This is a genomic window from Brevibacillus sp. AG162 (assembly GCF_006715575.1).
Lineage (GTDB): Bacteria > Bacillota > Bacilli > Brevibacillales > Brevibacillaceae > Brevibacillus > Brevibacillus brevis.
Map to the genome: position 1 here is coordinate 658,875 of NZ_VFNO01000002.1, position 13,828 is coordinate 672,702.

Below are 13,828 nucleotides of genomic sequence, written 5' to 3' on the forward strand. Positions count from 1 at the left end.
AACGAAAAAAACCTTCTCAAATGAGAAGGTTCTGAATTCGTATCAAAGATTAAACAGGAAGTGTAACTCTGTAACCTGGTTGGTTCTTTGGATGGTTTTGATTCACGAACACACCACGGTCATTTTTCAACACGATTACTTCAAAGAATGGACGGAAACGATCTTCCGAAATACCAAACGCAGTCAAGAACTTGCCAAACAGCTCTTGCTCTTCACGCTCAGGTTGGCCATCTGCCAGGGAGGAATCGATCAGGTTAACCAGGATGCACATTTTTTGAGCATCTGTGAGCAATGGCGTTACTTCGCTCAGGAATTTCTCGATAGAGTTATTGCGTGTATATTTCATTGCGTTATCGAGCAACTGTCTGTTATTCGCACCTACACCAATCACGCCATTGCTTTCTTCACCGCCCAATACAGCGAGCAATTGACCGATTTCCTCGTGGTCCATTTCTCCATCCGATTTCATCATATAGAGCAAGGAACATGCGAATCCAAAATGAGGGGTCATTTCTTCCCCTTTGTCCGTCTTAAACATATCAAACAAGCCCACGCAAAATACCTCCTATGTATGCCAAGATAGTATAATTTTACTATCAACTGGAGAATGTTAGCAACAGTTGCCCGGGTAAGCATTTTTTCGGTTAACAAAAAAGAAGTGCCAGCCCGCGCCGACACTTCCTATTCTAGCTCTTATTGCAATTGTTGGACGTTATAGCCCTTGGCTTTCAAATGATCGATAACCATGCCCTTCATTGAAAAGTGGGCTGCACCTACTACGACAAAAGAAGTAGTTTCCCCTTCTTTCTCCAACACCTCTGCCAGTTTAATAGCCATGTTTTTGTCCCGCTCACCGAGCAGACGCTGATTCACTTCGCCTTCACCGAAATCGCCATGCGTCGTCATGATCTTAGTAAAGCCATTCAGATCGCCTTCTACCCACTCTGTCTGCATGTCTTTTAATAGCTTTGTGCTTTCCTCCAGCCCTTTTTCGGCCATAGCGCTATCTAAAATGATGTTCAATTCTTTCTCCTGCTGTTCTGCCGGAACACCTGACAGCAAGTCCGCTTGCAGCTTAATGCCTTCCAGCTCGTTGATCGGCTTCTCATCCAGCATCGCCTTTGTCAGGAAGTACCTGTCGATGCCGGATAGCATCGCGAACTGAACATCCGTATCGCTGTCGACGTAGCCAAGCGTTGGCACAGACAACGAAACAGCAAATGGCTTGTAGGCGTCAAAAGAATTGGCTGGCAGTTGCAGCTTGGCAAGCAATTTTTGCACCTTTTGGTACGTCTCAGCAGATACATGATCCTTCAGTGTCGTGCCATCCGTGTAAACCATCTTTTGTGTTAAATAGTCACTGTCACCGTTGATAATATCGGCTTCCACCCACAGTTCATCCGACTCTTCATACGCTTCCCGGATGTCTTTTTGCATCGGGTACATATCTGCGATCCCCATGTGAATCGAGCCAAGCAAGTACATGGTATTTTTGCCGTTGGTCACTTTCCACATGAGACCTTCGGCACCGCCGCCCACTGTATCGAATGCGAACTCGACCAGTCGGCTCGCCAGCACCGTCGCTTGTTCAACCGTACTTGGCTGATTCAGCTCGAGACCTGCGCTTGTCCCTTTGACCAAGCCTTTTTTCTTCATGTAGTCAATCGGGTTGTCCCCGGTCATTTCGAATGCTGCTGGCAGTTCGTAGTTCGCCAGGAGTTTGTACAAAGAAGTAATGACTGCTTCTCTCGTAATGACCTTATCAGTTTGAAAGGACAAGGAAGCGTTCTTTTTCTTCAGTCCCAGAAGATCCAGCTTTTTCGCTGTTCCTTCCATCAAGGTGATAAACTTGTCAGCAGGAATCGATTGCTGAAAAGAACTCTCTTGATACCACTCCAACGGAAAAATTCCGTATTTCTCCCCTTCATTCAACGTTGTTACCGACCAAGGGCTGATTGCGGGAGCTACGGGAGTCTGCCCATGAACAGGGAACACATACCCTAGCAAAAGCGCCAAACTGAGTGCACCCGTACCCGCCCAGCGAGTCAGTTTGCTCCAACATTTGTTTAGTTTCATGAAACTTTCCCCTCTCGATTCTAAGCTGAATGATTTTTACTATTCTATCTTAGTGGTAGATTATACCACAACTTTCTGGAAGAGATAACCGAATGATAGAAAAGAATAGAAAATACGACCATTTTCACTATAAATAAAAAGCATCGACATTGATCGTCGATGCTTTCCCTATGAATCCTTGAAGTTATCGATTTGGTTTGGTCAAATACAGACGCATCGTCAACGGAGCAAATATGACAATCAGCAGCAGACATAATCCGATCCCGACCATCACATCAGAAACATTTGCTGTTCCCCCCATCAATCCTCGAACCGTCCCTACCGCAATACTGATCGGGTTAAGATTGACGATCGTCCCCATCCATTTGGGCATGGTGGAAGAATCTACGAAGATCGTGCTGGCAAAAAGCAACGGGTACACAAAAAACATACTTGAACCCGATACTGTCTCCGGTCGCTTTGCCAAAATACCGATCATGGAAAAAATCCAGCTCACACTAAAGGCGAAGAAAATGATAAACAAAATAGCAAGTGTCGCACCGACTATGCCGCCTTCTGGGCGAAACCCAAGCAGCATTCCTGTCCCAAAGGCGACGAGTATGGCAATCGTATAACGCAAGCCATCTGTCAGCAATGGGCCGATGACAGACGCTGGCTGCCAAAAGGGCATGGTACGAAAACGGTTATACACACCCTTCGCTATATCCTGGCAGATCGTCGTCCCGCTATAGACCGTCATCGGAATGATCGTCAACACAAGAACACCTGGCAGAAAAAACTGGAGATACGCTGCGGTAGAACCAGCGATGGCTCCACCGAACAAATAAGTAAAAATAAGCAACGTAATCACAGGTGAAAGGATAGCGTCCATACAAAATGTGAAAAGGTTGTTCTGTGTGTTCTGCCATGTGCGCCACATAAAGATGCGGATCGCCGCAAAGGTACTGAGCGTATGAGTTGCGTTCATGAGATGGCCTCCTTCTTTTCGCCATGCGTCAGGGCCAAAAACACCTCTTCCAGACTCGGGTCACTCAGGGAAAAATGCTCGATGAAAACATCATTAGCCAGAAGCATCCCGATTGCTTGATTTGCCAGACTCGCTTCTTTTACCGGGACTCTAAAACAATGCGGGTCATCTTGATCTGGATAAATCGGCAACCGAAGATCTTCTTCCAAAAGACGGCTTATCTGTTCCTTGTTCAGATGTTCGGTCAATCGAATCGTCAACGTCTTTCCTCCCACCGAGGCTTTTAACTGCTCAGGTGTCCCTTCTGCAATCATCGTTCCTTTATCGATCACCGCAATCCGGATAATCCTTCATCCAGGGCAGCAAACTGTCCTGTCAGGCTTATTTTCTTGCGCACAGCCTGCGCGTTTTTCACGATATCGCATCCGGCTACCAACGCCGTTCCTCCGTCTGGCGCAAGGAGCGTGGAAAGCATATGGATGGTGGTCGTTTTTCCAGCGCCATTCGGGCCGAGCAAAGCGAACAGCTCCCCTTTTTTTACATGTAGGTCAATTCCTTTGACTACCGCATGATCCCCGAACGATTTCCTGAGATTCGTCACTTCAATGGCATATGACATGACAGCCACTCCTTATCCAAAATAGCTTTTATGTTCGGATGCCCATTCGGCAAACGTTCTTGCAGGCTTTCCGGTCACTTGCTCCACCGTGGACAAGACCGTGTAGCCCACTTCAGGTGGATTTTTGCCCATGGCTACGAAAAATTCGATATCTCCCTCTCCGTAACCCTGATCTCTCCAATTCTGTCGCGCCTGTTCCTCCGTAAGCTCTTCAAATCGTATTTCTCTCTCCAAAATTTTCGAAATGATCTGAACTGATTCAATACGTGTAATCGCCTCTGGGCCGGTTAGATAATAGCTTTGCCCATGGTGGCCCGATTCCAGCAATGCCACCACAGAAACACTCGCGATATCTGCTTCGTGTACTTTAGCGCTTAAGGCATTGCCAAAAGGCTCTCGCACGACTCCCTCCAAACGAATCGATTCCTGCCAATCGACAATCGCATTGGACATGAATTCCACAGGCTTCAGGAGCGTCCATTCCATCCCGCTGTTTGCCAGTGCTTCTTCCACAGGCCCTTCGGTGTCGCTCACCAATACGGACACGCGCTTCACGTCTGCTCTTTCCGCCATTTCGACTACCTTCGGATCGGTTTGAAAAGTGTAGCTCGAAGCAATTAAGTGCATAGCCGTTACACCTTGCAGTGCCGCTTCCAAGCTTTCCGGGATAGCAAGGTCCCCTGCCACAACCTCTACTCCTGCCGGCAGGTCGGCTTTTTCCGGATTTCGCGAAATGGCACGCACCTTGACTCCTTTTTTCAAAAGCTGATCCACCACATGTCTCCCTACCGTACCTGTTGCACCCGTTACTAAAATCGTCATTTTGTGCATCCTCCTCGAATTATTGGTAGCGTTGCTGAATCTCTTTAATCTCTTTTAAGACGTCTTCCTTTAAGTCGTCAGGGGAAATAATCTCCACCTTTGATCCATAACTTAATACGACTGAAACCGCGTAGTCTCGTTTATAAAAAACTTTGTGCAAATCGATATGCGTACCGTGATGCGTGCATTCTCCCGGGAACTGCTCCAGCACACGCAGCCCTACGGACGGATCAAAACGCAGATGTGCAAGTGTCCCTTCAAAGTCTTTCGTTTCTTCTTCGTCCTGGCTTGTCTGGTCTTTTCTTGGTTGAAAACTGACTTCTGTCACCTCAAGCGCGGTAATCCTGGAAAGGCGAAAAATTCGATTGGCCTTACGCAACAAGCAATACGCCTGAAGATACCACGCTCCACGCTCCCAAAATAGGCGGAGCGGCTCTACTCGTCTTTCTGAGACCGTACCTGATGCACTCCTATATGAGAAAGTCGTGACTTGATTTTGGTGGATTGCCTCTGAAAGCGGGTGAATGGTGGCCTTCTCATCTTCTACCGTACTCAGGTTAAAAATGATCGATTCGTTATTTCCCTCATTCAGTAAAGCAGGTTGCAGACTCCCCAGCTTCTGAACCAGTGTCGTATATTTTCCTCCGATAGCTCCTTCCGTACTTTTTAAGAGATTGTATATGACCGAAAAGTCTTTCACAGAGAAGTGCTGCTTCGTTAGGAAGAAACCTTCCATGAGCTCGAATCCACCATCTGCTCCCGTAAATGAAACGACGGGAATGCCAGCTTGATTTATTAACTCAACATCACGATAAATCGTTCGAACAGAGACCTCAAATCTGGCTGCAAGCTCTGTTGCTGTCACCCGTTTTTTCGTCATCAACTCTATCGTGATGGCAAGTAATCGATCCAGCTTCATCTGTTTACACTCCTCATGTTCAGCACCTATTCGGTAACTGTCATCATCATAATGCACGAATCCTGACATCATGTGTGTCAGGATTAAAAAAACTCACCCTCTTATTTTACAGGAGGGTGAGTCCTTTTTCGAAATCGTTACTTCATGGATGCTTCTTCAATTTCTTTATACGCCCAATGACCAGGTACGACATCCGGCCATCTTTGCGGGCCAGCCTGGTTCTGCGGGACGCGATTCAGCACGCGATTGAGAATCGTTACGGCTTCGGCACGAGTCAGTGCTTTCTCTGGCTGGAAGGTGCCGTCCGGATAACCTGTCATGTAGCCTTTTGCAACAACCGCTGCAATGATTGGAGATGACCAGTGGTCTCCCCTCACATCAAAAAAGGCAGTGCCCCCTCCCGCACCTTGCAAGGCCTTGTACTTATAGATGACCGCGGCTATTTCCGCTCGGGTAATGTTGGCCGATGGACGGAATGTGCCATCTGGGTAGCCGCTCATCATACCCGCTGCACTTGCTTGATGAATCGGATTTACTGCCCAGTAGTTGTCGGCTACATCGAAGAACCTACCCTTATTCGCAGAAGACTGGCTCACCATTTCAGCGTTCAGTAAAATGGCAGCCATCTCCGCACGTGTCACCGTGCGATCCGGTTGAAACGTTCCGTCTGGATAGCCATTGATATAGCCACGTTGACTCTTACTTTTTATATTGGTTGCAGGGAGAACCACTTTCTTATCTGTAGGGCTACCGCCAGTGAAAAAGATGGTTGTCGGCGTGTTATAGGAACCCTTTCTACTGTCTTTATCCCGATCCCGGCCTCTGTCTCGATCATCATCCTCTAGATTTCTCCATGCTTTTCTCAAATCGTACAGAGCGTCATCTACTTCAGACTGCGTAGCATGTGGATCGTCAATGACATCCCACGCATGTTCAAGCGCGTCTTCCAATTTGCGCCAGCTCGATCTGGTGTAGTCGTCTTCATCCAAGTCTTTGTCCTCAATCTCTCTGGCTTTGGCCCTCAGCTCTCTTTTATAGACCGCGTCATCTTGGCTCTTCAAATCTTGTCTCGCTTTGATCAGTTTCTCAAGGGCAACATCTACGACAAGCTGACTCGCATGCGGGTCATCCAGCACAAAGTAAGCCTGCTCTAGTCTATTCTGCAGCTCTTTCCAGCTGGCCCTCGTGTAATCTTTTTCTTGCAGTTTTTCTACTGCAATTTCCTCTACTTTCGTTTGCAGTTTACTCTTGTCGACTGTACCTTCCTGCTTCTTCAGCCCTTCTCTTGCTATGACTAACACGGACAAGGCACTATCGATTTCTGCTTGGGTGACGTTTGGCTTCGTCAGTACGGCTTTTGCAGCATCCAACGCATATACAAGCTTGCTCCAGCTGTCGGGCGTATATTTTTCCTGGATTAAATTCTCGGCGTTAATTTCATTGACTTTTCCTTGTAAGTGACGAAAATCTACAGTGGATTCTACCGCGGCAGGTGTTTCCTCTGTACTTGCTGCTTGGCTCACAGGCACGAATATGGATGCTTGGAAGATCAAGCAAAAGAGGCTAAAGAAAACAAGACTCGTTACTGCTCTTCGAAAACGTCCCAATTCCCATCCTCCGTTCTTTACGATGACCCATCCGATCATCTTTTTTCCAATCATTGACATTATATGATGGAGACCGCTAAGAGGATTCATATTTTTAGAGGCCACGAACCAAACAAAAAACCAAGTAGCCGATTGAAACAGCTGCTTGGTTTTCGTTGTCTGATGCTATGCGGAAATAGGTTTTTCTGAAGGTTGCTTTGTCTTGCCGGAGAATGAAAGATTCGTCCATATACGCAATAGTCGTTCCACTGGGCCATAACGGAACCGTTTTAGATACAGCGGGCTTAAGAAAAGCTGTCCCGCATAAATCAATTTGCTAATCCGCAGCCAGCCAATACCCCGATCTGTCCGAACCAACCGAGTCCATAGCCATAGAAGATCGTCGTACAAATGACGGTTTGTAAAAGGTAATTTGTTAAGGAGAGTTTACCCACGGCCTGAAACCTTGGCAGCCATTTTGATTCCGTGCTTCTCGAAAAGAACCAAACAAAGGCGAAAATGTAACCGATGGCAAGGATGGTTCCCCCCGATATCTCACCGATGCCACTCCACCAGCTTTCTGGCAGATACACATGTAGTGCTTTTAACAAAAGCCCAGCTGGCAGGAAAATCAACATGTTTCGGAGATACGAGGTTCGTTCTTCCTCTGTCTTCTCGAACCACCTGCACTTCGCAGCATACATCCCAAAAAGGAACATGGGTGCACTCATAAGCGGCGTAATCAATAATAAGGTAAATATCATGTATTCTGGCAAACCAAGCGGATCTTCACTGCTTCTGTGATGCACAATCTCCTCGTATGTGCCCGTGCCATAGACAGTCATGGTTTTGACCACATAAGCTTCCATACGGACAGGATCGGTAATACTCGCAGGATCATTCGGATCATCTGGGACAAGCCCCATTAAGCTGATGAGGCAGAGTAAGATGATCCCCCAAATGAGCAGTGTTTTCGGTTTACGGTTCATGAACAGTAACAGAAAGAAGCCCATCATGCCATAAAACGCTAAGATATCCCCTTCCCAAAGGAAGTACGAATGAAGCAAACCAAGTCCGATCAGCATCAAAAACCTGCGGGCAAGGTAACGTTTTTGCCTCAAACCTTTGGCAGCCAAGCTTTGCTGCATCTTGATCATGCCAAAACCAAACATGAAGGTAAAAATCGGCATAAAGCTGCCTTCCACAAATATTTTCACAAGCTTATAAACAGTCATTTCATAATCGGGGAGGGCGTATAAATCCATTTCTTGGCTTCCCCAAATCCCATACTGGAAAATCAGCATATTCGCCAACAAAATTCCTACTAAACTAAATCCCCGCAAGCCATTGATGATGCGTACGCGATTCTGCTTTAGCTCCATGACTATCACCTCAAGCCTGATTGTAACGAGCTAAGCTTAATGGCTTCTAAATTGCACCTTATCGTTACCTTAATTTTACATCTACCTTTGCTTGGCTTGCGTATGGTGGACGATCAAGAGATTGTCTGCACCCAATATTGAACTCGTCTGCACCCGATATTGATTTCTCCATTCTATGATAGGGGTATCTTGCAAGAAGGAGTTATTGCGTATGAAAATGGTACAACGATGGGTACGTATTTTTCTGTCAGCGGCGATACTATCGACCCTCGTCGCCTGTGGTACGACCTACGACAAGGGGCAAACTCAGCTCGCTACGACACAGGCGCCTGCAGGCAGCGTCCAGGAATTGTTCGATAGCAGCTTGTTCGTAGGCGACTCCATTATCGGAGGACTGACGAACGATGACCTGCTGCCTGAAGCGAACGTTATGGGGGGATTGGGCGCAACGGTCCAATCTACGCTGGACAACGTCGAAGAGATCGCGAGCCGCAAGCCGTCGCATGTGTTCCTGTCAATGGGGCAGAACGATCTCGGGGAACCGTCTGAGGAAGGGAAGAATACGTTCGTACAGCAATACACTCGGCTGGTCGATCGTATAAGGGAACTGCTGCCGGCGGCCCGCGTTTACGTGCTGTCGATTACGGCTGTAGATGCCGCATCGCCGTTCGGTGCGTCCATGAACCCACAGATTGAAACATTCAACGCAGCCCTGCAAAAGATGGCGAAGGAGAAGGGAGTAGACTACATTGACCTTGCCCCCATTTTCCAGCAGAACAAGATTCAATACGATGAAGACGGCTCCCATTTCACGAACGCATTCTACCCAATCCTGCTGGGCTATTTGAAGGAGTGGACGGATATGGCCCATCAGCCGCGCGGTCCGGCGGTCACCGATACGAACGAAGCCTACAAAGCAGCGTTCAAGCACAGTGTTTTCCTCGGAGATTCCATCCTGGGGGCGTTGTCCTATCTGAACAAAGTGGATACGGCGAATGTCATCGCCCCGAGCGGCGCGACGCTCTCTCTCGCCCTCATGAATGTCGAGAAACTCGCCAGCCGGGCGCCGGAGCATGTATTCATTCTGCTGGGCAGCAATGACATTCGGTTGTCAGACAAGCAGGAATTCATCGAGAGCTATCGCCAGCTGATCGGCAGCATCCGGAACAAACTGCCGAATGCCAAGCTCCACATCCTGTCGATTCCGCCAGTCGCCAAGGACGCCCTGAAGCAAGTGCCACAGTATGCGAACATTACGGACTTCAACCAAGCGCTTGAACAGTTGGCCGATGAAGTCAAAGTCGATTACGTGGACTTGTCCCCCCTCTTCGCCGCCAACAAAATCCAATACGCAGACAACGGCGTTCACTTCAAACCGCATTTCTATCCGCTGCTCCTGGACTACTTGCAGGGGCTTGTAAAGTAGGGAAATGGCCGGTTAGTTGGCAAGCGTCAAACAGCCCCCACCTTTTAACTAGGGTAGGGGCTGTGTATTTTAACATTTGACAAAGTGGTTCCTGTATCCTTCCGTATTGATTTCCAACGCATTTAGTTGTCCACCAGAATAGCCACACCCGCCATCTATCCCTATTTTATCACCTTCTGTTGAATACCAAATTTGATTAGGTTCTGGATTCGATTTTATTCTAGAAGTCGGGGTATGTCCAAATATCACAACTTTGTCAATGCCTGTTGGACTTTCTATAAAATCCTCACCTATCCAGACAAAATCAGAAGGTGTTGTTTCTCGCCAATTCCTTGGACGAACTCCTGCGTGTACATAAATATGGCCTTCATCTTCAAAGTAATAAGGTAAATGGTTTATAAAATCAATCTCTTCTTTGCGCTCTACTTTGAGTGTTCTTTTAACAAGCTCTATGTCGTTAAAAACTGAATCATCAACACCTTGAAGAAAACTTTCTATTGCGTTCATACCACCCATTTGATGGAGAAAAAACAAATCAAAGGAAGGGTTCCGAGAGTCTAAAAATTCAATCAAAGAATATTCATGATTCCCCATTAAAGCAATTGCATCTTCCTCCTCCACCATTCTTTTTATCACTGAAACAACTTTTAGAGATTCAGGTCCTCTACTTATATAATCACCAATAAAAATAACTTGGTCCTGCATAGGCTTATAATTTACTTTTTCCAGCAGCTGCTTAAGTACATGAAAATATCCATGGATATCCCCAATAATAAGTTTCCGTTTCATAGCTACCTCCTTCCTGCTTACTCTTATTATCTCATATTCAGATTCTTTTTCCGAAAACTAGCAACAATTCTGTCGATCAAACGTACAACTCTTATAAGATACATAATTTAACAATGTAATCGAGGTGTTAACAAGCATGGAAGCATCAATCTCAATTGTCACCTACCGCCCTGAGCTGGCCGCAGCGGTTGCAGATATGTGGAATGCCAGCCGAGATAGCTGGGGAGGCGGAAATTCGATTACGACAGCCGAACAAATACGACAAGAAGAAGCAGCCTCTGACGCTATCACTGTCTATCTCGCAATGGAAGGTGAAACAGTCGTTGGTTATTGCAGCCTGGCGGAATATCGGGAAGATACCGGTGCCCTCTACATCCCGTTGCTCAATGTACGTCCCGACTATCACGGGAAAAAAGTCGGTCGGATGCTGCTTTCATGCGCACTGGAGAAGACGATTGAGCTCGACTGGCCGCGACTTGATCTGTACACGTGGGCAGGAAACACGAAGGCTGTTCCATTGTATAAGAAGTTCGGCTTTTTCTGGGAAGACCGGGACGACGCCACCCATCTGATGAACATGATTCCTTCTGTGCTCCGTACCGAAGCGATCGCCCACTATTTTGAGGAGCTTGACTGGTATCAGGACTCCACGCGGGAGATCGTTGTAGAGCCAGATGGACGCAAGGAAAACGGCTTTGATTACTTCACCTACTCCTGGGCAAAAGGAGAAAAGAGTTTGCGTGTGGAGTTTGAACGGCGCGGTCGAGGCATGCGCCTCATCGAGACGGAAGATTATCTCGTGTCTGCCGAAGTGGAGAACCTGGAGCTGGTCTTTGGACGGGAGTATCAGATTCACTACCGGATCGTCAACAAATCAGGGAAGCCGTTACAGATTTCGTTAAACGGGCAACCGAGCGACACGATCCGCTTTGATTATCAGCACGAGCTGGCTGTGACAGGGGAAGCCACGCTGTCAGCAAGCTTTTTTGTCGATCCAATCACAGAAGAGCAAAGCATCTGGCGCACGCATCCGCGTGTCTGCACCCACCTGCTGATCAACGGCAAGGCAGCGCTGTTTGAGGTAGGAATCCTCCCCAAGTTTCCTGCTACTCTTTCCTTGCATGTACCTGGTCTCTCCTATCCGGGACAGACAAAGCTGTTTTATTTGGATGTGGAAAACAACTTTGCGGAAGCAGCGGAATTTTCATTCGAGCTGCCTGCTTGTTCATTTTTTGGCTTACAAGAGCAACGCCACACTTTGAAACTGTCTGGCAAAGAGCGCATTTCGCTTCCGCTTCACGCTGACCTGTATGAACACGGCTTTTACGAAGCCAACGTACAGGTGGAGGCGAAGCTCGCAGATGGCAGATCGGTTTCTTTTGCCAAAAAAATCGGAGCTGCCTTTACAGGGCTTGGTGCGATGGTGTCTGGGGAAACGGAACAGGCTTGGCAAGTTCATCATGGCCGCCATACGCTCTATTTGAACAAAGAAGATAATGAGATGACCGTTGCCAGTAGGACAGGTGGAGAGCCAACCAACCTCCTCTATCCCAAGCTCGGCAAACCGTTTTCCAGCGAGTTCTCGAAGAAACGTGCCGAGAAAGTTGAGTTTATCGCAGAAAAGGGAGCAATCGGCATCCGTGCGACGTATCGCTCCGGGGCATACCCGCAAATTGCGCTGGTTAGCAAAACGCTCCTGTTCGGAGATGGTACCGTAGAACACCAACTAGAGATAGAAAACAGCTCTGCTGACAAGCTGGCTACTGAGCTCTGGCTAAACCAAGGCTTTCATCACAGTTTTTATCGCCCCATTGTGCCGTATCAAGGCCGTTATGTTGAAACACCATCCTCCTACGGCAGCGATATGGATTATTGGGATGCTGAGTTAGTCAGTGAAAACTGGCTGTTTACACAGGATGAAACGGCCCCATGGGGAATGTGCTGGCCTCCTGAATACCGTTTTGACATTCAAGGCTGGTATGTCACACTTGAAACCAATCTCGGCATGCTTGCTCCACATGAAACAAAGTCGTTCGGCCCGATCCATTTCTCGCATGGAGGCTATGCCGACTGGAAAGAATTCCGCGCCTTTGCCCGTAAAGAACCACTGCCAGCAGACCTGAGCTTGACCTCTCACCTGGAGTTGAGTGCCAATGGGCAAAATCCGTTTGTGACAAGCAAGCAACTGGATGTACAGGTGAAAGAGTACAAGCAGCAGTATTTAGATGGAGAGTTGCTGGCTTCCCTTTTGAGCGAGTCAGCTTCCGAACAAACGCAGAGCTTTACGGAAGATGAGGAAGAGACGGAATCTGACTTCTCCTTCAAGACGCCGGAAAAACCATATGACCTTGTGCAAGTAGAGGGACGTTTTGCCACGCATGTGTCTCATTTGCAGAGCGCGATTTTCCCAATCGGTCAAGGCAAGGTCATCCAGGAACAAACAGTGGAAGAGGGACAGCAGGTCTATATCGCCGACAATGGACGATTGCGGATTAAAGCCGCTCCAGATTTTGCTCCGACTCTCTACTCGCTCACAAGCAATGGACAGGAGTGGCTGGACAGCTCCTTCCCTCTGCGGAAACCGAAATCTTGGTGGAATCCATGGACAGGTGGAATCGGCAACTATATCGAAGAGTTAAGCTCATTTTCACTGGTGAAAGAAGAGCGTACTGCTTCCTTTGTCGAGCTAATCGACAACAAGCAAAATGCGTGGCAGGGAATCAAGGTGAGCTACCAAGTGAAAAAGCAAGAGAAGTATCGCGGGTTGACTTGCCACCAGTATTACTTGCTGCTGCCAGGAGTACCTGTCCTCTGTCATACAGTAGAGATCGAGCAGAATACCGGAACGTACTTTGCTGCCAAGGAATTGACCACTGACATCTTTTTGCAGCCAGGAACCGAGGACGAGGCGGTATGGCTGAAAACCGTCGGTACGAATGGCGAGGAGCTCAACTACAAGCTCGCGCAAGGTGAATTGGATGTCCTTGAAGTTTCCGATTATGTCCTCGGGCGAGCTTCCAGCAAGGATCAGATGCATATCGTTACTGACCTCGATACAGCGGACCTCCAAGTATACGCAAACAAGGAAGTGGCCGTAGCTTCTGTCATTCGCGAACTGAATCTGCCAAACAACAGCACTGCCTTTACTCCCCCTGTCTTTTTCCTGTTTGCCGACAGCACGCTTCCATCCAATGCCTTATCTGACTTACGGGCGATACGCTTTGCCAAATAAGGGAGGGCTT

At 47.8% G+C, this 13,828-nt stretch carries 11 protein-coding genes and 1 pseudogene; 2 read left to right on the plus strand and 10 right to left on the minus strand.

Features of this window, described 5'->3' with window-relative positions; translation table 11 throughout:
- Positions 1 to 49 precede the first annotated feature (49 nt).
- The 9 genes and pseudogenes from FB479_RS07965 to FB479_RS08000 form a co-directional block, all read right to left on the minus strand.
- Complete coding sequence (locus FB479_RS07965) at positions 50 to 553, minus strand: tellurite resistance TerB family protein (RefSeq protein ID WP_048031763.1); 504 nt, start codon at positions 551 to 553, stop codon at positions 50 to 52.
- Positions 554 to 693: 140 nt separating this feature from the next.
- The gene (locus FB479_RS07970) at positions 694 to 2,076 is read right to left on the minus strand and encodes a TraB/GumN family protein (RefSeq protein ID WP_142063967.1); all 1,383 of its coding nucleotides are present in this window, start codon (positions 2,074 to 2,076) and stop codon (positions 694 to 696) included.
- Positions 2,077 to 2,260: 184 nt separating this feature from the next.
- Complete coding sequence (locus FB479_RS07975; RefSeq protein WP_142063970.1) at positions 2,261 to 3,043, minus strand: ABC transporter permease; 783 nt, start codon at positions 3,041 to 3,043, stop codon at positions 2,261 to 2,263.
- The gene (locus tag FB479_RS31245) at positions 3,040 to 3,375 is read right to left on the minus strand and encodes an ATP-binding protein DrrA1-3 family domain-containing protein (RefSeq protein ID WP_370511678.1); all 336 of its coding nucleotides are present in this window, start codon (positions 3,373 to 3,375) and stop codon (positions 3,040 to 3,042) included. Before FB479_RS31245 ends, FB479_RS07975 begins: the two co-directional genes overlap by 4 nt.
- The gene (locus FB479_RS31250; RefSeq protein WP_370511679.1) at positions 3,372 to 3,662 is read right to left on the minus strand and encodes an ATP-binding cassette domain-containing protein; all 291 of its coding nucleotides are present in this window, start codon (positions 3,660 to 3,662) and stop codon (positions 3,372 to 3,374) included. Before FB479_RS31250 ends, FB479_RS31245 begins: the two co-directional genes overlap by 4 nt.
- A gap of 12 nt (positions 3,663 to 3,674) precedes the next feature.
- On the minus strand, positions 3,675 to 4,484 hold the full coding sequence (locus FB479_RS07985) for an NAD(P)H-binding protein (RefSeq protein ID WP_142063973.1): 810 nt from the start codon (positions 4,482 to 4,484) through the stop codon (positions 3,675 to 3,677).
- 19 nt (positions 4,485 to 4,503) lie between these two features.
- The gene (locus FB479_RS07990; protein WP_106654671.1) at positions 4,504 to 5,403 is read right to left on the minus strand and encodes a helix-turn-helix transcriptional regulator; all 900 of its coding nucleotides are present in this window, start codon (positions 5,401 to 5,403) and stop codon (positions 4,504 to 4,506) included.
- Positions 5,404 to 5,540: 137 nt separating this feature from the next.
- Positions 5,541 to 7,010, minus strand: a complete 1,470-nt coding sequence (locus FB479_RS07995; protein ID WP_255438317.1) for an S-layer homology domain-containing protein — start codon at positions 7,008 to 7,010, stop codon at positions 5,541 to 5,543.
- A 165-nt stretch (positions 7,011 to 7,175) separates the two neighbouring features.
- A pseudogene (locus FB479_RS08000) lies at positions 7,176 to 8,371 on the minus strand (DUF418 domain-containing protein).
- Between the two features lie 211 nt (positions 8,372 to 8,582).
- Here FB479_RS08000 and FB479_RS08005 point away from each other — a divergent pair.
- A complete protein-coding gene (locus FB479_RS08005) occupies positions 8,583 to 9,797 on the plus strand; it encodes a GDSL-type esterase/lipase family protein (protein WP_142064629.1) in 1,215 nt (404 codons plus the stop codon).
- A 69-nt stretch (positions 9,798 to 9,866) separates the two neighbouring features.
- Here the strand turns inward: FB479_RS08005 and FB479_RS08010 are convergent, their stop codons facing one another.
- Positions 9,867 to 10,586 (minus strand): metallophosphoesterase family protein, encoded by a 720-nt coding sequence (locus tag FB479_RS08010; RefSeq protein ID WP_142063976.1) that lies wholly within the window; start codon positions 10,584 to 10,586, stop codon positions 9,867 to 9,869.
- Positions 10,587 to 10,722: 136 nt separating this feature from the next.
- Here FB479_RS08010 and FB479_RS08015 point away from each other — a divergent pair, with 136 nt between their 5' ends.
- Positions 10,723 to 13,818: a GNAT family N-acetyltransferase gene (locus FB479_RS08015; protein ID WP_142063979.1), complete on the plus strand. Its 3,096-nt coding sequence runs from the start codon at positions 10,723 to 10,725 to the stop codon at positions 13,816 to 13,818.
- Positions 13,819 to 13,828 lie beyond the last annotated feature (10 nt).

What these genes read in the sequence shown, in the direction of transcription:
- FB479_RS07970 (WP_142063967.1), bottom strand. Translation starts at nt 2,076, where the DNA reads ATGAAACTAAACAAATGTTGGAGCAAACTGACTCGCTGGGCGGGTACG.
- FB479_RS07975 (WP_142063970.1), bottom strand. Translation starts at nt 3,043, where the DNA reads ATGAACGCAACTCATACGCTCAGTACCTTTGCGGCGATCCGCATCTTT.
- FB479_RS31250 (WP_370511679.1), bottom strand. Translation starts at nt 3,662, where the DNA reads ATGTCATATGCCATTGAAGTGACGAATCTCAGGAAATCGTTCGGGGAT.
- FB479_RS07985 (WP_142063973.1), bottom strand. Translation starts at nt 4,484, where the DNA reads ATGACGATTTTAGTAACGGGTGCAACAGGTACGGTAGGGAGACATGTG.
- FB479_RS07990 (WP_106654671.1), bottom strand. Translation starts at nt 5,403, where the DNA reads ATGAAGCTGGATCGATTACTTGCCATCACGATAGAGTTGATGACGAAA.
- FB479_RS08005 (WP_142064629.1), top strand. Translation starts at nt 8,583, where the DNA reads ATGAAAATGGTACAACGATGGGTACGTATTTTTCTGTCAGCGGCGATA.
- FB479_RS08010 (WP_142063976.1), bottom strand. Translation starts at nt 10,586, where the DNA reads ATGAAACGGAAACTTATTATTGGGGATATCCATGGATATTTTCATGTA.
- FB479_RS08015 (WP_142063979.1), top strand. Translation starts at nt 10,723, where the DNA reads ATGGAAGCATCAATCTCAATTGTCACCTACCGCCCTGAGCTGGCCGCA.